The 22,281-nt window shown below is 42.4% G+C and carries 11 protein-coding genes, 3 pseudogenes and 1 CRISPR repeat array; of the genes and pseudogenes, 6 read left to right on the top strand and 8 right to left on the bottom strand.

Annotation, left to right across the window (positions count from 1 at the left end; translation table 11 throughout):
- Window positions 1-26: 26 nt before the first annotated feature.
- Window positions 27-2,332: a CRISPR direct-repeat array (repeat unit 37 nt; unit sequence GTTTCATATTAATGACTTCCGCTTGCGGAATTGAAAC).
- 170 nt (window positions 2,333-2,502) lie between these two features.
- Together F7734_RS51675 and F7734_RS51670 are read left to right on the top strand one after the other, a co-directional pair.
- Window positions 2,503-3,096: a hypothetical protein gene (locus F7734_RS51675; RefSeq protein ID WP_155752047.1), complete on the top strand. Its 594-nt coding sequence runs from the start codon at window positions 2,503-2,505 to the stop codon at window positions 3,094-3,096.
- A gap of 19 nt (window positions 3,097-3,115) precedes the next feature.
- Window positions 3,116-3,367: a hypothetical protein gene (locus F7734_RS51670; RefSeq protein WP_155752046.1), complete on the top strand. Its 252-nt coding sequence runs from the start codon at window positions 3,116-3,118 to the stop codon at window positions 3,365-3,367.
- A gap of 149 nt (window positions 3,368-3,516) precedes the next feature.
- On the opposite strand, the gene F7734_RS51665 is transcribed toward F7734_RS51670, so the two are convergent.
- From F7734_RS51665 to F7734_RS51655, 3 genes are all read right to left on the bottom strand, one after another.
- On the bottom strand, window positions 3,517-4,362 hold the full coding sequence (locus tag F7734_RS51665) for an aldo/keto reductase (RefSeq protein ID WP_155752045.1): 846 nt from the start codon (window positions 4,360-4,362) through the stop codon (window positions 3,517-3,519).
- A gap of 108 nt (window positions 4,363-4,470) precedes the next feature.
- Window positions 4,471-5,724: an ABC transporter permease gene (locus F7734_RS51660; RefSeq protein WP_155752044.1), complete on the bottom strand. Its 1,254-nt coding sequence runs from the start codon at window positions 5,722-5,724 to the stop codon at window positions 4,471-4,473.
- Window positions 5,725-5,994: 270 nt separating this feature from the next.
- Window positions 5,995-7,464, bottom strand: a complete 1,470-nt coding sequence (locus F7734_RS51655) for an efflux RND transporter periplasmic adaptor subunit (protein WP_155752043.1) — start codon at window positions 7,462-7,464, stop codon at window positions 5,995-5,997.
- 411 nt (window positions 7,465-7,875) lie between these two features.
- On the opposite strand from F7734_RS51655, the gene F7734_RS51650 reads away from it, so the two are divergent.
- The gene (locus F7734_RS51650) at window positions 7,876-8,775 is read left to right on the top strand and encodes a tetratricopeptide repeat protein (protein WP_166482688.1); all 900 of its coding nucleotides are present in this window, start codon (window positions 7,876-7,878) and stop codon (window positions 8,773-8,775) included.
- 370 nt (window positions 8,776-9,145) lie between these two features.
- Here the strand turns inward: F7734_RS51650 and F7734_RS51645 are convergent, their stop codons facing one another.
- The gene (locus F7734_RS51645; protein WP_017749992.1) at window positions 9,146-9,550 is read right to left on the bottom strand and encodes a response regulator; all 405 of its coding nucleotides are present in this window, start codon (window positions 9,548-9,550) and stop codon (window positions 9,146-9,148) included.
- 265 nt (window positions 9,551-9,815) lie between these two features.
- On the opposite strand from F7734_RS51645, the gene F7734_RS51640 reads away from it, so the two are divergent.
- Together F7734_RS51640 and F7734_RS51635 are read left to right on the top strand one after the other, a co-directional pair.
- Window positions 9,816-12,347, top strand: coding sequence for a DNA topoisomerase (ATP-hydrolyzing) (locus F7734_RS51640; protein ID WP_155752042.1), 2,532 nt, complete (start codon window positions 9,816-9,818; stop codon window positions 12,345-12,347).
- A 196-nt stretch (window positions 12,348-12,543) separates the two neighbouring features.
- Complete coding sequence (locus tag F7734_RS51635) at window positions 12,544-12,723, top strand: chlorophyll a/b-binding protein (RefSeq protein ID WP_155752041.1); 180 nt, start codon at window positions 12,544-12,546, stop codon at window positions 12,721-12,723.
- Window positions 12,724-13,049: 326 nt separating this feature from the next.
- Here the strand turns inward: F7734_RS51635 and rpoD are convergent, their stop codons facing one another.
- The 4 genes and pseudogenes from rpoD to F7734_RS66505 form a co-directional block, all read right to left on the bottom strand.
- Window positions 13,050-14,231 (bottom strand): RNA polymerase sigma factor RpoD, encoded by a 1,182-nt coding sequence (gene rpoD / locus F7734_RS51630; RefSeq protein WP_155752040.1) that lies wholly within the window; start codon window positions 14,229-14,231, stop codon window positions 13,050-13,052.
- A 1,646-nt stretch (window positions 14,232-15,877) separates the two neighbouring features.
- Window positions 15,878-16,303, bottom strand: a pseudogene (locus F7734_RS66515) (DNA gyrase subunit B); the annotation flags it as partial.
- A 6-nt stretch (window positions 16,304-16,309) separates the two neighbouring features.
- A pseudogene (locus F7734_RS66510) lies at window positions 16,310-17,926 on the bottom strand (LAGLIDADG family homing endonuclease); the annotation flags it as partial.
- Between the two features lie 27 nt (window positions 17,927-17,953).
- Window positions 17,954-20,776: pseudogene (locus tag F7734_RS66505) on the bottom strand (ATP-binding protein); the annotation flags it as partial.
- A gap of 226 nt (window positions 20,777-21,002) precedes the next feature.
- On the opposite strand from F7734_RS66505, the gene miaA reads away from it, so the two are divergent.
- Entirely contained in the window at window positions 21,003-21,980 is a 978-nt protein-coding gene (gene miaA / locus F7734_RS51620) for a tRNA (adenosine(37)-N6)-dimethylallyltransferase MiaA (RefSeq protein ID WP_155752038.1), read from the top strand.
- The last annotated feature ends 301 nt before the right edge of the window (window positions 21,981-22,281 follow it).

The raw sequence follows: 22,281 nt of genomic DNA, 5'->3' as shown, positions 1-22,281 counted from the left end.
ATTATTATTTTGTATTTGTATATGTTGTTTGATATTTATTTTTTACGCTTGGGGTATTTTAACCTTAAGACTCTGTCTATATCTTGACAAGGCCTATCAAGTTTCATATTAATGACTTCCGCTTGCGGAATTGAAACGATAAAGCTACGCCCATTCGCGTTGCTAATTCTTGGTTTCATATTAATGACTTCCGCTTGCGGAATTGAAACGAAAATGTTAGGGCTGAACTAAAAGAATTAAAAGCAAGTTTCATATTAATGACTTCCGCTTGCGGAATTGAAACTTCTTTGGGATGATATTTATTATGTTTGTTGTCCCAAGTTTCATATTAATGACTTCCGCTTGCGGAATTGAAACGATCACGACGCCTATTGTCTTAAGCACCAAATTGTTTCATATTAATGACTTCCGCTTGCGGAATTGAAACAAGCTTGACAATAAATTAAAAACTGTAGAAATACAAGCCTGTTTCATATTAATGACTTCCGCTTGCGGAATTGAAACTTGCCGACTAACTTTGAAAAACGCGTTAGCCCAACTGAGTTTCATATTAATGACTTCCGCTTGCGGAATTGAAACTGCAACGTCCCAACTGCTTTGATTTTTTCGCAAGGCGGTTTCATATTAATGACTTCCGCTTGCGGAATTGAAACAGAGACTGATTGGGTTCTTGGTTCCAGCGATGGATTGTTTCATATTAATGACTTCCGCTTGCGGAATTGAAACAACACTGGGAAATAATTTCTTGAAATCGACATCAAGTTTCATATTAATGACTTCCGCTTGCGGAATTGAAACAAGAAGCTAGCGGCGCTATTGGAGATAGCCACGACATGTTTCATATTAATGACTTCCGCTTGCGGAATTGAAACGATTTCATCGATATCCAGCACTTGAGACAAGAGGTCGGTTTCATATTAATGACTTCCGCTTGCGGAATTGAAACATTCAGATTCTTCGCCTTCGTCCTCTTCATCCCAGTTTCATATTAATGACTTCCGCTTGCGGAATTGAAACAGCACATCTTACGTCCTTCCTTTTTCGAGATTTTGGCAAAGTTTCATATTAATGACTTCCGCTTGCGGAATTGAAACAGCAATGCTGTTTCTAGAATCCCGCCAAAAACCTCAAAGTTTCATATTAATGACTTCCGCTTGCGGAATTGAAACTTTCTTCTAGAGTGAATAACAGATCGGATAGTTCCGGAGTTTCATATTAATGACTTCCGCTTGCGGAATTGAAACGTTCGTATTTCTCCCATATCTCTATAGGGTTGAACGTTTCATATTAATGACTTCCGCTTGCGGAATTGAAACGGCAATCCCCCCGCTATGAGCGTGCAAGTCCTTCCACGTTTCATATTAATGACTTCCGCTTGCGGAATTGAAACCTTTTAAGAAAAAACCTGAATGCAAGGTTGGTGTTTCATATTAATGACTTCCGCTTGCGGAATTGAAACATTTCGATGGAACGCTTACTGTGACGGATTTGGTAGTTGTTTCATATTAATGACTTCCGCTTGCGGAATTGAAACACTCATAGGGGTATTTAGCAGCGAGATCTTGCAACTGTTTCATATTAATGACTTCCGCTTGCGGAATTGAAACGAAATTGTGGAAATTCAAGAGATTTTCGCTTCTACGTTTCATATTAATGACTTCCGCTTGCGGAATTGAAACGCTTAATAATTTTACCAGTATCCAAATCCCGATGGTTTCATATTAATGACTTCCGCTTGCGGAATTGAAACGTGACGGTAAATTGATTTTCAAATAATATTATGCGTTTCATATTAATGACTTCCGCTTGCGGAATTGAAACAACCTTGTTGTAATAAGGTTTTAGCTAGAGGTTTCATATTAATGACTTCCGCTTGCGGAATTGAAACTACAAGTTTTTACTTTACCTGATTTGTCAGCTTTGGGTTTCATATTAATGACTTCCGCTTGCGGAATTGAAACGTCCACCAACCCTCCACGAGTACCACCCCATTTCCTGACGTTTCATATTAATGACTTCCGCTTGCGGAATTGAAACCGCGTAAATTCTCCGAGTTCGTCAAAAGCTTTTAAAGTTTCATATTAATGACTTCCGCTTGCGGAATTGAAACGCTCAATGACTCCCTACTAGGGATTGAAACTTAATATTGTTTCATATTAATGACTTCCGCTTGCGGAATTGAAACTGGCAGGAGATCTACGATCGCGCTGAAGTCATAGTTGTTTCATATTAATGACTTCCGCTTGCGGAATTGAAACTTTTTCTAGTGCGTTTGACTCATCCGTGTTTATTTCTGTTTCATATTAATGACTTCCGCTTGCGGAATTGAAACTGCTTAAATGTTACCATGTTTTTTATAAATTAATATTAAGCATACTTGACAATTTATTTTTCTAATGATAATGAACTCTTTGACAATAAGGTTTATACTTGCCATCCTGTTGTCTACTGCTCCATTCATTAATTTTTTGAGTTAACATTGCTAACGGTAGAACCAGGACAATGAATATCTTCACGTATGTAGTCGGGCAATCTGTAGATTTTGCTCTTAGTTTAGATGAATGGGCATTCAAAGCAGAGGAATATGTGTATCGCTATTTCAACGGAAATAGAGAAAATGTCCGTAATACTCGTTTTGGAGATTGCATATCAAAAATACAATTTTTAAGCCAATTGCTTAAAGATTTAGAACAAGGATTCACAATTGATAATTTTCGAGGCGTAATAGATGAGCAAGGAATTCTTCAAGCAATAGCTGCAATTAAGGATGTAGAATTATATAATGAAGGAGAAATAGTTCCGGCTATAGCACTCGAATCAATTTGTAACGCACCTTGGAACGTTATAAACCAAGCACAAATAGAAACTCGAAGAGGTGCAGCAACATCTCTTATTGAGGAAATTGTTAAGGAAAGTAAATCCAAACAATTTGATGGTGTTGTCAAGTTATTGACTATTCCGCGTGCAAAGCCAATCTATACCAAAATTGGATTTGTAGATACTGATGGTTCAGGAGAAATGCTGCTAACAGAAAATGTAGCGGAGAAATTTCTAAACACACAACAACAGCGACGTAATTCACAAATATTTGATTAACAAGATAATTATTAATAATATGAATTCTCCCGACAATACACCAACCTCAGAACAAATTGCTATTTTTCAAGCACTTGATGAAATTGATAAAGATCCCTGCATAGGGCGATTAACAAAAGAAGAAAAAGATTTTTTCTTTGACCATTTTTTTAGCAATGAAGCTAAGATGGAACGATTACAAAGAATACGTCAACGCAAGCAAGCTTTAGAACAACAGCTAGCCAAAGTCGCGGCAATGGAAAAACAATTATTAGAAAATCTTCAAGAATAAAACCACATTTATTCATTCATACATAATTCATTGACAATTTTAACAAAGTTTTAAGTGATATTCAAGAAATGATTGAAGTTCCTTGATGACATTGAGCGTCAAGCGGTACGCACCTGCTCGCAGTTTTAGTTGCATTTTTTCGCTTCAGGTTACAACATTTCCAGAGGAACAGGTTTTGTTGGCGGAGGGAAGACGGTATCCAGGGTAGCCAGTTCTTCGACACTCAGTTTCAGATCCAGAGCGGCGTAGTTCTGCTCCACGTGGGTAATACGACTGGATTTTGGAATCACGATCGCATTTTCTTGATGTAACAGCCACGCGATCGCCACTTGAGCCGGCGTCACCCCTCGCTGCTGAGCGATTGACTGTAGCGTTCGATTGTTCAGCAGACGACCTTGTTCAATGGGGGAATACGCCATAATTGGGATACCTCGTTGTCTGCACCACGGTAGCAAATCCCATTCAATCCCCCGTCGCATCAGGTTATAAAGGACTTGATTGGTAGCAATTGCTCTCCCACCGCTTAATTGGCTAGCTTCTTCCATATCCTCAACATCAAAATTGCTGACGCCGTAGCGGCGAATTTTACCTGCTTGCTGAAGCCTCACAAAGGCGTCTAGCGTCTCCGTCAGTGGAATAGAACCGCGCCAATGCAGCAAATAAAGGTCAAGATAGTCAGTTTTTAGCCGTTTCAAGCTCCGTTCGCAGGCGGCGATCGCTCCTTGCTGTGAGGCGTTATGCGGATAAACTTTACTCACTAAGAAGACTTCGGAACGCCGATCTCCAATGGCTTCGGCGATCGCTTCTTCAGCACCGCCCTCACCATACATTTCTGCGGTGTCAATCAGGGATAAACCCAGGTCAAGTCCGTGGCGCAGGGCATTGATTTCACTCTGGCGATGTCTGGTGTTTTCTCCCATCCGCCAGGTACCCATCCCAAGGACTGGAATAGATTGTCCGGATGGTAATTTAAGAGTTCGCACAGCTGACTCCATCAACTTAAACTATGTTGTCACCGCTTCTAACTATATTAAGTAATATCATGTTCGGATGAACGCTTACGTTGGGTAACACGAGCGTTCAAAAAACAGAAACCCAAGCATTTAATCACTTCTTAAAGCAACGATGGGGTCTAATTTTGCTGCATTGCGTGCGGGCATAACCCCAGCCAATAGCCCCACCACAAACGAAAGCCCAAAACCAACGATAACTGACCAAGGTGCAACGATAAATGGAAACCCAAACACGACGGCTGCTAAAGCTGCAAGACAAATGCCAGTGACCGTACCGATGCAACCTCCTATGGTAGAAATCACGATCGCTTCTGTTAAAAATTGCTTAAGAATGACCGAATAGGTAGCCCCTACAGCTTTGCGAACCCCAATTTCTCTCGTTCTTTCCACAACAGAAACCAGCATAATATTAGCAATCCCAATTCCTCCTACTATTAACGAAATACTGGCGATCGCTACTACCATAACCGTACACAAACCCACGATACTGCTAAAAGTATTAATAATATCTGCTTGGCTGGTAATTTTAAAATCATCAGCTTGTGGTGAACGAATATTGTGGCGCAAACGCAAAAGATTGGTAACTTGAAACTGGGCTGCATCTAACATTTCGCGATCGCTAGCTTTTATCAAAATCCCATCAACAGACACACTCGATAAAGCATTTCTACCAACCAATCTTGCTGACATACTGCTTAAGGGAATATAAACTTGGTCATCTCGATCCATTGGTCCGAGAGCGCCCTTAGCTTCCATAACCCCTATCACCTTATAAGCATCTCCTTGAATTCGGATTCTTTCACCTATAACCTTGACACCTTCTTTAAAAAGAATTTTTTGAACTGTTGGTCCTAAAACAACAACTTGTCTCGCCGTCTCCAGTTCCTCTTGATTAAAAAATCTTCCTTGTTGGGGATACGTATTTCTTAATTCTGGATAATTTAAATCCGTACCGTAGACTGTTGTTGAAGTATTTTGTCCTTTATAAACCACCTGTGCTGTCCATTGCAAGTAAGCAGAAACAGCCGCCACCGAAGGAGCTTGCTTTGCGATCGCCTTAGCATCCTCCCATGTCAAAGTGCTTGCAGACCCCTGTCCCTGACTGATATTTCCGTTTCTAGCAGCACCAGCAAAAACTTGCAAAATATTTGTACCTAAGGCTTGTATTTCCTTTTCAACTCCCTTTTGCACACCTTGACCAACAGAAGTAATAGAAATTACTGAAGATATCCCAATAATTACGCCCAGCATAGTCAATCCCGTGCGTAATTTATTGCTCCATAATGCCTCTACTGCTATTGAAAAAATTTCTACAATTGCTACGTTACGGTAACCTGAAATCATACCATTTTGGATTTTGGATTTTGGATTTTGGATTTTAGATTTTGGATTGAGAAAGTTTTCGTGGAATGAATTTTACTCAACTATGTGTCATATTCTTTTTTTCAACTTGGTATAACTTTAAGAAATTATGTATTATGAAATTATTGATGAAAGGTATTTATGATACCAAATTGCCATAATTCCTCTTGTTGGTTATAAATCCAAAATCCAAAATCCAAAATCTAAAATCCAAAATCAAAAATCCAAAATCCAAAATCCAAAATCCAAAATCTAAAATCCTTTTGGAAGACTGAGCAATACCTTCTCATTTCCTTTCAAACCAGACCGGATTTCAGTCAAGTTTTCCACTGTAACGCCAATTTCAACAGGTACGAACACGGGCATATTATCATTACCTAGCACTAACACGCCCGTTAAATTTTCTCGACGCACAACTGATGCAGTGGGAACAACTAAGGCATCTTTCAAGCGATCGACTTGGAACTGTGCTTCCACATTCATTCCAGATTTTAGCAGCTTTTCTGAGTCAGACATAATTGTAACTTTGACTTCAAAACTCGTGACGTTCTGCTCTACAGTTGCTTGGGTAGCAATTTGGCTGACTTGACCCTTAAAAGTTTTTCCGGGATAAGCATCTGCTGTAATCGTGACTTTCTGACCGAGGCGTATCTTAGCAATGTTTGTTTCAGCAACATTTGTGACAACCTGATTTGTAGAAGCGAGAGACAAGATAGAAGAAGATAGTGCGGAAGAAACAGAACTTGCTGAAGTTGTGGGAGTCACAACAGATCCAGGCTCGGCAAACTTTTTAGTGACAACGCCATCAAAAGGGACACGAATGATAGTGTCATTGATTTGTGTTTGAACATTTTGTAATGAACCGCGAGCAGAAATCACTTGAGCGCGTGCTGCATCAATGTCTTCTTTGCGTGCTCCTGCTTCTAACAGTGTCAGGGCATGCTTTCTTTGCCTAGCAACAGCCCATGCTTGTTCGATATCTTCTTGACGTGACCCTTCTTTTTGCAATACCAGTGCTTGCTGTACTTCCATAACTTGAGCTTGGGCGCTATCTCGATCTGCACGTTTTTGGTTTAAAGTCAGAAGGGAAATCGCACCAGCATCATACAAATTTTTATGGCGACGAAAATCATCTTCTGCTTTTCTCAAAATAGCTCTGGCACTTTTTAAGCGTGCTTCCGCTTGAGCAATTTCTTGAGTGCGGTGACCGACAATAACTTTTTGTAAATTTGCTAATGCCTCATCGAGTTGAGCTTTTGCTTGAGCGATTTCTTCAGGACGGTTACCTGCAATCAATTTTTGCAAATTCGCTTCCGCTTGTGCTAATTGTCCTCGTGCTTGCATGAGTTGTCCTTGAAGGTTGGAGCCATCCATGTAAGCGATCGCTTGCCCTTTTTTGACAGTATCTCCCTCCTTTACGAGTAATGTTTTTAGTACACCTGCATTTTTTGGACTAATATTAATTGCTCTTTCTGGTTGAATAGTTCCATTTGCAGAAACTGCAATGGGTAGGCTTTGCCTCTCTACGGGAACAGTTAAAATCCTCCCAATCGCTTCTTGATGGGGAACAATCACCAATTGGCGATAAACGATATAGCTCATTCCACTTAAAAGAAAAGGGATGAGTAGCCAAGGGAGCCAATGAGTGATGCTTTGTTTCTTGAGTAGTTTTTCTCGTAATAAATCTGAAGGTTTTACTGGTTTTGATGTATCAAGTGTCATTTTTAGTTTTTTGTAGAAAGAAGGGCGACCAAAAGACACTGCTGCCAGATTTAAAATAACTATAGTCTGCTAACCATACAGTCAAGATTGATGCTGTTTGTCGAATCTTCAGCATTTATTTCAACAATAGGGAAATAGTCGAAACTTTCTACTACCTCGTTCCTGGGCTGCTGCCTGGGAATGCAGAGTGCAAGGCTCTGCCTCGCACTCTAGGTAGAGCATAGGAGGCGGAGCCTCCCGTAAGGCATTCCCAGGCGGAGCCTCCTGTAAGGCATTCCCAGCCTGAGGCTGGGAACGAGAGGAACGAGAGGGGATAAAATCTGAATGAAGGTAAAATTTTGCTGCCGTCTCTAGGGGAAATCGTTTAAGCTAGCTGACAGATTCTCTAATTTTTGCCTAAGGGGCGGTAGTGTGCCTAAACGAATTGGTTTAATTTCTCTTCTGATTATCTGTGGTTTGTGCAGCATACCGCAACCAGGAACTGCACAAGCATTGGTACCTCATACGCTGCAACTGGATGCAGCCAAATTAGAACAGCAAGGTTTGGGTTTGGCAAAGGAAGCGGCTCAACTCGCTCAGTTCCAACAATTTGAACTGGCTTTACCAAGAGCGCGGTTGGCATCGCAACTTGCTCCCAACAATGATAAAGTCTGGTTTCTCTTAGGTGGCTTGTATTTACAAACAAAGGATGTCAATACAGCAATTTCTGCTCTGAAAAAAGCAGAAACGCTCAATCCCAAGAACGGGGATGTTCAATTTGCTCTGGGTTCGGCTCATTTTCAACAGCAAAAGTACCAGGAAGCTGCGAACTACTATCAAAAGGGATTGGCGCTCAAACCCAACGATCCAGAGGGTTTCTTTGATTTGGGTAATGCTTACTTTATGCTGGGTAAATTTCCAGATGCAGTCAGCCAGTTTAGAAAAGCAGTTTCCTTTGACAAAAAATTCTGGCCTGCTATTAACAACATCGGATTAATTATGTACGAGCAAGGTGACGTCCAAGGCGCGATCGCACAATGGCAAAGTGCTGTTGCTATTGATAAGCAGGCGGCTGAACCTTTGTTAGCTCTGGCTGTGGCACTGTACACTAAAGGTGACCAAAAACAAGGGGTGACTATGGGGCAAGCTGCACTCCGCATTGACGATCGCTACGCTGATGTCGATTTTCTCAAACAAAACCTTTGGGGCGATCGCTTACTATCTGATACAAAGAAATTTTTGGAATTACCTAGCATTCAAGCTGCTCTGCAACAAGATGTATCTGGCTCTCAATCTCCAACTAAGCTGCCACAACAGCAGCCTTCACAATGAAAGCGATTCGGATATATGGTGAATAGGGAGTGGCGTGTTTTATGGTAAATTATTATCCCCACTACGCCAGTCGCACGCCACTTGCTTTAACTGGTGGTAACCAGAGCAAGGCGCTGGCTCCCCTACTCCCCAAAAATACTTGCTCTATGTGCCTTATAGTAGTACATATATATTAAATACGAGGAGGAATGGGCATGGGGCATGGGGCATTGGGAATTGGGCATTGTTTCTTACCTATTCCCTATTCCCTATTCCCTATTCCCCATTCCAGACTTGTGTTCTTAAGCCAAGAACATTACCATTAAAGTTCTCAGGGTGCAACTTACAACAAGAGTGGATTCCATAAGTGGTTCCTCTCGAAAAAGTCGGCTTAGTTATCGCTCTTAGGTAGCAGTGCTATGATTTGGTCAACAAACTGTTGGTGATCGACAACAGGTTTGGAGATATAACCATCTGCACCGCTAGCTTTTAGAAAATTCTCGCGATCGCCCTCCATTGCGTGTGCTGTCACGAGAATAATAGGTAAAGAAGCTGTTTGTGGATCGGATTTCAACATTTGTGTGATTTTGATCCCATCCACGGATTTACCTTGATAAACACTTCGTGACAGAGAAACATCCATCAAAATAATGTCAACTTCCCCTCCTTGGGCAAATTTCATTACTTCGTCCACGTTTTCAGTATGTTTTACGTCCAAGCCGCCACGCTTGGTCAAAATTTTAGAAAAAACGCGAGCATTAATTAAATCGTCTTCGACAATCAAAACAGTTTTCATGAGAATTTGACATTCAGATAGCTCATCTTAACTAAAGGCACACAAGAGTTATCAGGGGGATTACCACCAAGTAAAAACTACGAGTGTTGCCGACCGTGGAAATAATGAATAATAAATCGTCGTCAACAAGGATAATACTACTGCTTTCTATTGTATGACTATCAAGATTTTGTAATGAAGAGCAGTTCATCCGTTATGCTGTGGTTGCTGCAGTCTTTATTAATGGCAAATTTTGTGTAGTTGAAATTTTAGGGAAACAAAACTCATGGCGAAACAGTTAAACCTCCTTCCGGAGGGACAGGTCATTACCACAGCCTTGCATACTGAGATGCAAAGGTCATATCTAGAATATGCCATGAGTGTCATAGTTGGGCGGGCGTTGCCGGACGTGCGAGATGGCTTAAAACCAGTTCACCGACGCATTCTATATGCGATGCACGAATTAGGTCTTGTCCCTGACCGACCGTATCGTAAGTGTGCCCGTGTGGTGGGAGATGTATTGGGTAAATACCATCCCCACGGAGATCAGGCAGTTTACGATGCCCTAGTAAGACTGATACAAGACTTTTCCAGTCGCTACCCCTTACTAGCAGGACACGGCAATTTCGGTAGTGTGGATAATGACCCTCCAGCCGCGATGCGTTATACAGAAACGCGTCTCGCGCCAATTAGCCACGAAGGTATGTTGGCGGAAATTGGAGATGAAACAGTAGATTTTATAGGAAATTTTGATAACTCTCAGCAAGAACCAACTGTATTGCCAGCACAGTTACCATTCCTGATACTCAATGGTAGTTCTGGGATTGCTGTGGGTATGGCAACAAACGTTCCACCCCACAACTTAGGTGAAGTTGTTGATGGATTGATTGCGTTAATTGACGATCCCAGTCTATCTGATGAAAAACTGTTCGCGCTGATTCCAGGACCGGATTTCCCCACAGGGGGCGAAATTGTGGGAAATACCGGAATTCGCGAGGCATATACCACGGGTAAAGGGAGTATCGTACTGCGAGGAGTTGCCCAGATTGAGGAAGTTCCTGGTAGCAAAGGAACTAAGCGGCGCACGGCAATCGTTGTGACGGAATTGCCCTATCAAGTGAATAAAGCCGGTTGGATTGAAAAGGTTGCAGAACTCGTCAATCAGGGTCGCTTGCAAGGAATTGCTGACATCCGAGATGAGAGCGATCGCGAGGGCATACGCGTGGTCATTGAACTCAAACGCGATACCAACCCTCAAGAAATTCTCCAGCACTTGTATCACCAAACAGCGCTGCAAAGCAACTTTGGAGCAATTCTCCTGGCGTTGGTTAACGGACAACCCCGCCAGTTGAGTTTGCGTCAACTGTTGCAAGAGTTTTTGAACTTTCGAGAACAAACGCTCAGCCGTCTCTACAGCTATGAGTTGGTTAAGGCAGAAAGCCGGCAACACTTGGTGGAAGGTTTACTCAAAGCTCTCTCCCATTTAGATGAAGTCATTGAGATTTTGAGAAGTGCAGCTGATGGAACTACGGCAAAAATAAACTTGGTTCAGCAACTGAGTTTGAGTGAGGTACAAGCAGATGCACTTTTGTCGATGCCAATGCGACGCTTAACAGGTTTGGAACAGCAAAATTTACAAAAGGAGTACGAACAACTCAGCGAGCAAATTCAGTTATTGAGGAGATTGCTTAGCGATCGCAAAGAGTTGTTAAAGTCACTCAAAAAAGACCTGCGTACCCTTAAGCGCAAGTACGGTGATGCTCGTCGTACCAAAATCTTAGTGCCAACAGAGGGAAACCAGGGGGGTAGAAAAGCTTCTGAGCATAAGAGCAAGGGAGCGCAGGAAAAATCCATACCCGCAGTCTCAGACGGGATGGAAACGAGTCCAAAATTGGCAGTCCTAGCAGAAGATGTGGTGTTGGAGTTTAGCCACCGGGGATATGTACGTCGTCTTCAGCCTTCAGCTAAAAAGTCAAAAGCTGAAAATGGTACATCGGATAATGACTTTATTATCCAAACCGTTTCTACTGACACGGAAAAAGAACTGCTTGCAGTTTCGAGTGGTGGGAAGGTTTACCCGGTTAAGGTAGGCGATATTCCTCCCACCAACGGACGTTCTGCACGGGGAACACCGCTGATTACCTTACTATCAAGTACCGCTCAAGGTTCTCAAGAAACTGTTATTAACCGCTTTGTACTGCCAGAAAACCCAGATGGTAATGAGATAATTCTTCTGACCAAGCAAGGACGAATCAAACGTCTGTCCCTGACAGAATTGACGAACCTCTCTCGTCGCGGCATTACGGTTTTGAAGCTAAAGGATGATGATGAATTGTTGTTTACCCAATTTGCTACGACAGGGAAACACGTGTTTGTCGCCAGTTCCGGAGGGCGAGTTTTAAGGTTTGTGGTCAATGACGAACAACTCTCAATCATGGGTCGTACAGCTATGGGTTTGCAAAGTTTGCGCCTGCGTCAACGGGAAAGCATGGTGGGATGTGTGACTTGTGAGACAGAGGAAAATTTATTACTTGTTACTCAGTCAGGGTATGCTAAATGCTTATCTAGCAATGGGTTGCGACCTGCAAACCGTGGAGACATTGGCACTCAAATCTTTAAATTTGCTGACAAAACTGATACACTCGCAGCAATGGTAAAAGCGATCGCGTCTTCCGAGGTCATGTTAATAACCAATCAGCAGCGAGTGGTTCGCCTTGCAGTAGAAACGGTAGCGACCTCAGGTAGAGATAGCAAGGGCGATAAAGTGCTTCAACTTAACCGAGATGAAAAAGTTATTACAGTAGTCCCACTGCATTAGTTGTTGTTAGTGGTTAGTGGTTGGTGGTTAGTGGTTGGTGGTTAGGAGCTACTAACTACTAACCACCAACCACTAACTCATTGATACATAAGTCAAATAAATACAAAAAATGTAAAAAAGTCTGACATTTCTTCAAAAAATTTATTATACTTGTTTACATAAGGTAACATTCTGTTAAAGAAGTAAGGTACCAACGATGCAAGACACAACAAGAGCTACTACTCCAGTAATCGACGATCGCAACGCTTGGCGCTGGGGTTTCACTCCTCAAGCAGAAGTTTGGAACGGTCGTTTGGCAATGATTGGTTTCTTAGCAGCCGCTTTGATTGAATTGTTTTCTGGTCAAGGCTTCCTCCATTTCTGGGGCATTCTATAATACTGAATTAGATTTTTGTTTTTGAATTTTCCAAATAAAGCACAAGAAACCCGGTTTCAAAAAGAAATCGGGTTTCTTATTTTGCTCTTACGGTTAAGCCGAAAAATCCGAAAATACGTAGGTTGGGTTGAGGAACGAAACCCAACATTGACAGACATTTATGAGATTTTCCCATGAATTTACCCAACCTACAATTTCCTTATCCGAGGAGTATTGGAGGCAGTCTTAATGAAAAAATTTCACCGCCTTTGCCAATTTTTAAGGCAGAGCCTTGAAATAGGCATTCCCAGGCGGAGCCTGGGAACGAGAACGACGAGAAAAAATTTCTAGCGGATGTACTCTTTTAGAACGCTGTTGCGATTTGGGTGGCGTAACTTGCGAAGTGCTTTCGCTTCAATTTGGCGAATTCGTTCGCGAGTGACATTAAAGATTTGTCCAATTTCTTCTAGAGTCTTCATGCGACCATCATCTAAGCCGTAGCGCAATCTGAGAACATCTCGTTCGCGAGGGCTGAGACTATCAAGAACTTTTTCCAAATCCTCTCTCAGCAGATTCTTGGAGACTTGATCTTCAGGAGTTTCGCCATCAGATTCGATAAAATCGCCCAATCGAGAATCTTCTTCTTTTCCGATTGGTGTTTCTAGTGAAATTGGTAACTGAGCAGACTTGGCGATAAACCGCAGTTTTTCGATAGTCATTTCCATTCTCGTAGCAATTTCTTCCTCTGTGGGTTTGCGACCCATTTCTTGAGAAAGCAGCTTAGTTGTTTTTTTGATACGAGAGATGGTTTCATAAAGGTGAACTGGCAGACGGATCGTCCGGGATTGATCGGCGATCGCTCTTGTAATTGCCTGACGAATCCACCATGTTGCGTAAGTAGAGAACTTATAACCTTTTTCGTGGTCAAATTTTTCTGCAGCGCGAATCAAACCGAGACTGCCTTCTTGAATCAAATCTTGGAAAGACAAACCCCGATTCATGTATTTCTTCGCAATTGAAACTACAAGACGCAGGTTGGATTGCACCATTTTGTCTTTCGCTCTACGACCAATATGCAGTCGGTAGCGGAATTGTGGCAGTGGTAATTGTACCGCTTCTGCCCATTCACTGTCGTAAGGTTCGCGAGCCAACTGTTGTGAAAGTTTTTCGCGTATCCGCTCTAATTCCAACAGATCGGCAATTTTCCGTGCCAGTTCAATTTCTTCGTCTGCGCGTAATAGGCGAATTCGTCCTATTTCTTGCAAGTAAAGGCGAATCGAATCCTCGGTATAATGCTTTTTCTTAGTTTGAGACCGACGACGCGATTTAGCGGCTTTCCCAGACTTTGCGTCGTCCTCATCAGACTGAGGTTCTAAAAATTCATCAAGTTCGCCGTCATCGCCAATCAGCAAGTCCTCTTCATCATCTATCAAGAGTTCTTCCAACTCGAGTTCAGGCTGATTCATCTCGATTTCTAGTTCGTCAGGCTGATATGCTATTTGTTCGAGTACGTTATTAGCCTGGTTCATGCCGCGTTCCTCATGCTCCTTGCAGAATCAATTACTCAAGATTACGTTTACCGCTCTTTGTAGTTAGCTAATTAGCCAACACACTAGAGGGTTTTTGGCAATTTTGCCACTCTATTTCTCAGAATTTTATGCGCCTTTCAAATGAGCTTTTTGCCCAGAGGGGGCAGTTCTCCTGAAGGTCAACATATTTTTTAAGTCCCGACTGCATATGTTGTTTTGCAACACAACAGTTGACCGGTTCGTCTAAAAAAGACCTGTCTTGCTAAAAAAATTTACTAGTACATACAAATGAATATGACTGTTGGGGGATTCTTTTGTAAAGACTGTACCGATTGTAGCCTGTTTCACAGAAAATGCACTCTTTTTGTAGTGTAACCATGAAGTTATTTAAATGGGTTCAAGGCTGTTCTAGCAAAAAGAAATTCAAAACGGTACCCATATTTCTGAATTTTCTTCAAAACTTTCTTGGGTGAAAGTTTATAGGTACAGGTGCTCATCTCTAGTTCAAAGTATTAAGCAAAACAGTAATTACTTAGAAATAGTGCCTTCGCACACTTTCTTACACTAGAAAGACACTCACGTCCATTTTTACATTTCCTTCATAAGTTATTGCAAAATCTTTAAAGAACACTCACTCGCCCAAAAGTTTGTCGTCTTAACGTTACTTAGGGAGGTTTTGCGTTTTCTTCTAACAGGCATTTCATAAGTGAATAGCAGTCGTGGTGCTTTGTGAAATTAACTCAACCTGGCTCTGCTTGCTGTCTTAACTAGGGAGTTAGGGCTTGGGCAGAATCAGCTCGACACTTTAAGGAATCCAGACTTAACTCAAATGGTCTTTCTCCAAGGTTAGCGTACTGCTGAAATTTCCATCCTTTGAATCTTGACAAACTGTTCTTATTGTATACAACGATATTCTAATCAATTTAAAAAGGATTTGACAGTTGAGAATATCGATATTAACCGATTTAACACATTAGTGCATAGGTTCAATACAAAATATACTCAAGTTGAAAACACGCCTTGGAGAAATATATTTAACAGGTTAACCTTGATGCTAGTCGTAGTCACCCTTAGGTTAGAAAGTCAGTACAGGTAACTTTCTATGCTTAAATAATTTCCAATCTCATCTAGACAGTGGTGCAACTTCAGAAACATGGTAGCCTACAAATAACGCTACGTATTTCATTCTCAGTATTTCCCAGACAATAAGCCTCTTGTTTGAGGGTGCATACCAGCAATTATAAAGAGATGACAATCATATGATTACAATTTACATATATTTTCTTTAGGTACTGTAATTTTTAATACCTTTTAAAAAAGAAATAACTCTGTCTGAGGAGGGAAATTAATAAGTTTTTTTTATAAAAAAAATTAAAAAAATTAAAAAGTTTAAGCGAAATCTTTAAAAATCTTTACTGTCAAAATCTTTGCTCAGAGTATAAATCCCACCCCCTCGTTCTGGTACCTCACGACACCCCTCGATCCGGTGGCTCCGCCACAGAGAGTCAAGTAGGTAGGGCTAAAGCCCACCGTTCAAATGACCGATCTTTGTAGATCGGGCTTTAGCCCTACCTTTGTTAAAAATTTTTGCCGAGTCCCCATAATATATAAAGACGCGCCATGGCGCGTCTCTACTTTGACCTGTTTTAGATATCTAAATCCGTTAGGTTCAGTTTAGAACCGTAGGTTTCAATGAATTCTCGACGGGGGGCTACACGATCGCCCATCAAAATTGTGAAAATGCGATCGGCTTCAGCAGCATCTTCAATTTCCACTTGTTTGAGGGTACGTTGTGCGGGGTCCATAGTGGTATCCCAAAGTTGTTGAGGCATCATTTCACCCAACCCCTTAAAGCGTTGGATGGTGTAGTTCGCGTTTTCGGGAAAAGTAGCTATATATTCGTGCAATTCGCGATCGCTGTAAAGATACCTGTGATTTTTACCTCTTTCCACCTTAAAGAGAGGAGGACAAGCAATGTAGACGTAACCCTGCTCGATCAACGCTCTCTGATACCGATAGAAGAAAGTTAACAACAGTGTACGGATATGAGCGCCATCTACGTCAGCGTCCGTGTTATGCGCGCACAAACCACCAGTTCCACAGACAAAGTTTTCATCATCTTGAACTGAGAAGTCGTAAACGTACTCACCTACTGCTTCAATTTCCTCAGCACGAATAACGCGCAATCCCATCAAATCATCACTGATATGCACGTAGTCTTGAGCCTTACGAACAGCACTTGCTAGTAACACCTCCAGTTTGTGAGCATTTGCGTGTCGCTGCCAAATCGGACGGCATTTAGCAATTTGTTCTTTACCACAAATGGTAATGCTGTAGTAAGGATGCCTTGTTTGAATGAGCGCATCTGGGTTTTGTGATGGCTGATGATAAGAGTTCGCAGCAATTATGCCAAGTTGCCCTAATAGGTATAACAAACCATCCTTAAGCTGAACGGAGTTTGTCGTAAACGATAGATGTTTACCTACTGTCGTACCATCACCCAGGAAATAACTTTCCAAAAAAGCGAGTTGCAGTTCTTCAGACACACTAAACAAAATATCTGGCAATTTCTTTTGGTGTGCTAGCTCAGCTACATTCCATGCTCGCAGCAATTTAGCTGCAGCTACACTGTGGAAGTAGAGCTTAATACCATCACTGTTGGGATCGTTATACTGGCGTGGTGTTTCACCAAAGACTGCTTCAACAGCAGCTTTGATTTCTGGTATGAACTGCTCGTCCTTTTTACCCAAGTTAAGGCTAACTTGATGTTTGCTCAATGTCCCTTCAGCAACATACCAGCCCAAAAACCACATTAACTCGCGAGTAATGGGTAAGTAACGCGCAAATGCTTTTTCACCGTGTGCTTGTGAGACAATCTGTACATCATCACCGAGCTGAGCCACTTCACTAGATGTAAATTCATCTAATGGCTTATAGCAACTTACCTTGCGCCAACGGGCATTCTTGCTTGTATCATCTTGAGCTAGCCATTCATCAAGTTTGGAAGGCAGTTGCTCGTAGACAACCGTATCATCCCAATTAATTGCATCCAAATAACTGAGGAATTGGGACAAAATGGGTTTGTTGATACCGCGTTCCCAGTGACTGATAGTAATTGGCTGCTTGACTCCACAGGCACTTGCTACCTGCATTTGACTTTTTCCAGATTGCTGACGCGCTACGATTAGGCGCTGCCAATCTTTAGTTTCCACTGCAATTCGAGGTTCGCTCAACAAGTCGCTGCGCTCTACTTTTGCTAAAACCCGTGAAGCTGCTACTCGACGGACATCTTCTCCTTTAACGTACAGCCCTTTAGTTAATTCCGCACGGTAGAAGGTGTCAAGTAAGTCGATGCGGGTGGGGCAATCTTGAGGACGGGGTAAGCGGCGACTGGCAACTAAAATATCACCTGTCTTGACCTCGTTACCTTTCTTTAACCGTACTTGTCCATCTTCATAAACAAACACACTGTGGGAAGATGTTACCTTGACCGAGCGGTTGTAAAGGGTTCGTATCTTGTACATCGGCTCCTCATGACCGTGACGAATCACAGCTTTGAGAGGTCGGAAACGGGTAGCATGGGTTACTTGGTCGAAGGAGATAACTTGGTATTGGTCAACAGTGCGACGCCCTTCTACACAATCATCAATCAAACGCCCAATGGAAACAAATTCTGTACGCCCTGTATTATCCATTACCAGAGTTGGTTCATCCCCAGCCACGCTCATAATGACTATTCGGTGATAGCGAAGTTGGGACGCATCAAATTCCTCACCTTTAACTCCCAGACCAAGTGCTGTAATCAGCGATTGAATTTCCGTGTTTTTGTAGATTTTGGAGTCGTCGGTTTTCTCAATGTTGAGGATTTTACCACGTAGGGGAAGAATTGCTTGGAAGCGGCGATCGCGTCCTTGCTTGGCACTGTTATGGACGAATACACCACTGGCTAAAGCAAAGTTGTGGGTATGGGGAACTTCTATGTCATAAACGTCCACCCTTTCTTCTAAGCTTTCGATGGAAACAACACGGTGGTTGTAGTTGGTAACTGCTTCAGTGGCAAGAGATTGGTTACCATCAAAGTAGCGATCGCAAAACTTATCAAACCGTAGTAAAGACTTATCTTTTGTTTGCAAGCGGTAACTTTGATATATATCCAAATCCAACTTGCCTTGCTCAACTTCGATTTGCTTAAGAGCAGCAAGGGTTTTGCGATAGTAAGTTTGTTCCAAAGGTGCCTTACGCTTTGCGCGAAACTCTGGTGTCCATTGTTCTTGAGTCTTTTCCCGCCGCCAGTTCAACAACTCCTCATCCTGCCATTGTTGCTTTGCCAAGAGAGAATTAGCTGTACGTGCTTGGGGATGATTGGCATAATAATTGCGAACCCGTTCAGCTTGAGATGTACGGTTTGCTTCATCGCTCCAATAATCTTGCTGCGCTTTGTTAAGCTGTTCGGTATTTTGTTGGCGATAGGTATCGTTGGTATTGTAGTACTCGCGCCACTTACTAACCATGTAAGCTTTGTAAGCTTGGTCTTGCCATTGTACTCTCGCTTGCTGTGAAAGAATTTGCCGCGTTTGACCCTGCTGCATTCTCAAGCTCATCTTGGCACGGAATTCCTTGCTTTGACGAGTTTTACGGCTTTTTTCAATTGAGTCTGGTCGCTGTACACCAAGCTTAGCATTAGCTTGGTGTATTGCTATGTGTTCTTGAGGGGAGAGCCTTTGAAGGTTTGTTGGGTTATTATTGAGTTTGTTGAAGTCAATATGATGACGGTGGCTACCATCTGTAGACTTATAGACATCATGCCGCAAGTTATACCAATCTGATAAAAGATGGGTGTAAATCCAGCGCTCGAGCAGTGGATTCCAAACCATCTCATAACCATCTAGTCCTCCACTGCCTGGTTGACTCTTCTTTGAAAGCTTACGATGAAGAGGCATTAGAGAATCTTCAGGAGTTAGAGAGGCAGCTGGCTTGTAAGTACCATCCCGTAACATAAAGGGGTGATCTGGCGTACAAATAAGAATTTCCCCATTACCTAACGTCACCTTGATGACTTCAGCATTTGCCTTTGTCATTCGGGGGTGAATGATACGTTCTATACCAACATTACCATCATGACGTATGGTGTAGCAAAAATGCTCTTTCCCCATCGCTTGCTCAGCCACAATGTCTTTGAAACTTAGGGATCGCCCATCAGCTAGTGCTACGAGTGTATCTCCATCCCAGCACCCGCCAGCGCTATCTCCTTCCACGATAAAGATTTCCGACTCTTTCGGGTCTCTGGTACTGCAGTCTGCCAATTTTCCAGGTAATGGGGAAGACTCCAGCACCGATTTGCGGCGCACAAGTTCCCGTGCGTGGCGGGCGGCTTCTGCAGCTTTGAAAGCTTGGATGGCTTTGTCTAAGATGGAATCGGCGATACTGGGACGAAATTCCAGGTACTCGGTGAGAGCTTCTCCTACCAAAGAATCTACAATTCCCCGAACTTCGGTGTTGCCTAACTTGGTTTTGGTTTGTCCTTCAAATTCAGGATCTGGAACTTTGACGGAAATCACGCCTGTCAAACCTTCACGGACGTGTTCTCCACTGAGATTGGGTTCGTTTTCTTTGATTTTGTTGCGCTTGCGGGCGATCGCATTGAGAGTCCGAGTCAGGACTGCCTTTAATCCTTCGAGGTGAGTACCGCCGTCTACCGTCCGAATATTATTGGCAAAACCGAGGACATTGTCCGTATAAGCATCCGTACACCACTGCAAAGCAACTTCTACTTGAACGTTATTGCGTTCGCCCTGCACGTAAATAATTTCCTCATGCAGTGGCTGCTTATCCCTGTTCATGTAGGCAATGTACTCTCGAATCCCCCCCTTGTATTCGTAAGTTTCTACTTTAGGTTGGTCGCTTTTTAGGAGTTCTAGACGGTTATCAGTAAATGTAATTTTGACGCCTGCATTCAAATATGCCAGTTCGCGCAAGCGGCTTGATAAAGTGGTGTAATCAAACTCAGTGGTAGTCGTAAAAATTTCGCTATCTGGTTTAAAATTAACAGCAGTTCCAGTTCGGTTCTCCTTAGATGATTTTGCTACCAAGTCTGTAACCGGAACACCCCGTTCGTAGCGTTGGTTGTGAACCTTCTTATCTCGCCAAACTGTCACTTCTACCCATTCAGACAAGGCGTTGACCACGGACACACCAACACCGTGCAAACCCCCAGAAACTTTATAACCGCCACTGCCAAATTTACCACCGGCATGTAGTACAGTTAAGACAGTTTCTAAAGCTGATTTTCCTGTTTGCGGGTGAATATCAGTAGGAATACCCCGTCCATCATCCACAACTGTCACTGAACCATCGGCATTAAGATCCACCTCCACATGAGTGCAGTGACCCGCCAACGCTTCATCTATAGAGTTGTCCACAACTTCATAAACTAGATGGTGGAGTCCTCGCGGCCCGGTAGTCCCTATATACATTCCCGGTCGTTTGCGGACGGGTTCCAGACCTTCCAGAACTTGAATCTGAGCGGCACTGTAACTGCTCGTCATGAAAATTCTCCTGATTAGTGGGGGTGAAAAACTCGCCCAAAGGCGAAAAAGTTAAAAACACTCCAAAATTCTAACACAAAAGCCTTAATGACGACTTTAGGGCAACCTGAAGACAAATTTAATATGGGGATGTACCCTATCAGTTAGTGGTTAGTAGTTAGTGGTTAGTGGTTAGTAGTTAGTGGTACTTTTAAACAACTAACAACTAACAACTAACCATTAACCAATGACTAAATTAATTGTGATTTGTGGCGCAACAGCAACAGGTAAGTCAGGATTAGCATTGGCTTTGGCGTTGCGACTGGGTAGTATCATTCTCAGTGCAGATTCCCGTCAGGTGTACAGGGAGTTTGATATTGGTACAGCTAAGCCTACAACAGATGAACAAAAATTGGTACCTCATTACTTAATCGATATCTGCAACCCCACAGACATTCTGACAGTTGCTGATTATCAAGAGCAAGCACAAGCACTTATCTCTTTTCCCCCAATTTTGGGACAAGGGGATAAGGGGGATAAGGGGGACAATTCTACCTTGTCTACCTTGTCTACCTTGTCTACCTTGTCTACCCATCCCCCCCTCCTCTTAGTTGGAGGTACAGGGCTATACATTAAATCAATAACGCGGGGAATGAAAATTCCTAGAGTAGCACCCCATAAAGAACTGCGATCGCAACTCGAATCGTTAGGTCAAAGGCAATTGTACGCCATGTTGCAACAAATTGACCCGATAGCTACAGAAAAAATTCATCCTAAGGATCCGGTGCGGACTTTAAGAGCATTAGAGGTATTTTATGTGACTGGTCGTCCAATTTCCGAGCAGCAAGGTGAAAACCCTCCAGATTATCCCATTCTGCAAATTGGTTTAGATTGCGATCCCGCACAACTAACAAACCGCATTGCACGGCGTACTGAAAAGATGATTGCGGATGGTTTGGTCGCTGAGGTAGAGTTTCTTTGCCAAAAGTACGGTACCGATTTAGCTTTACTCAATACTTTGGGATATCAAGAAATCAAGCAATATTTAGCTGGAGAAATTTCTTTAGAAAAAGCTAAAGAACTCACCGTTTTACATACACGGCAATTTGCCAAACGTCAACGGACTTGGTTTAGAGCATATCCTGAGATTCAATGGTTTGATGCCGAGAGTCCTAATTTATTAGAAGATGTTTGGCAACGCTTGCAAGAATTTATTACTATATAGCGATTTCCCCATTTGTGAGAGATCGCAAGAAATAATTAACCGCAGACGAACGCGGATGGACGCTGATAAATTTGTACCTCAACAAACTAGGAAAAGCTATATAATAATTTTTGTATAAAAATATGTTAATTTAAACAAGACTGTAGGTTGGGTTGAGGAACGAAACCCAACATTTCATCAAATTATTAGGTGTCAATTCGTTATACCCAACCTACACAACACATTTGGCAATTTAAAATTGACTTTATAAATGACCTCTAAGAGGATGTTTGAAAAGTTATGATTCATGTATCAAATATTT

The sequence above is a fragment of the Scytonema sp. UIC 10036 genome, assembly GCF_009725235.1.
Note: the sequence above shows the minus strand (reverse complement) of the source record. Positions and strands in the feature narration are given on the sequence as shown.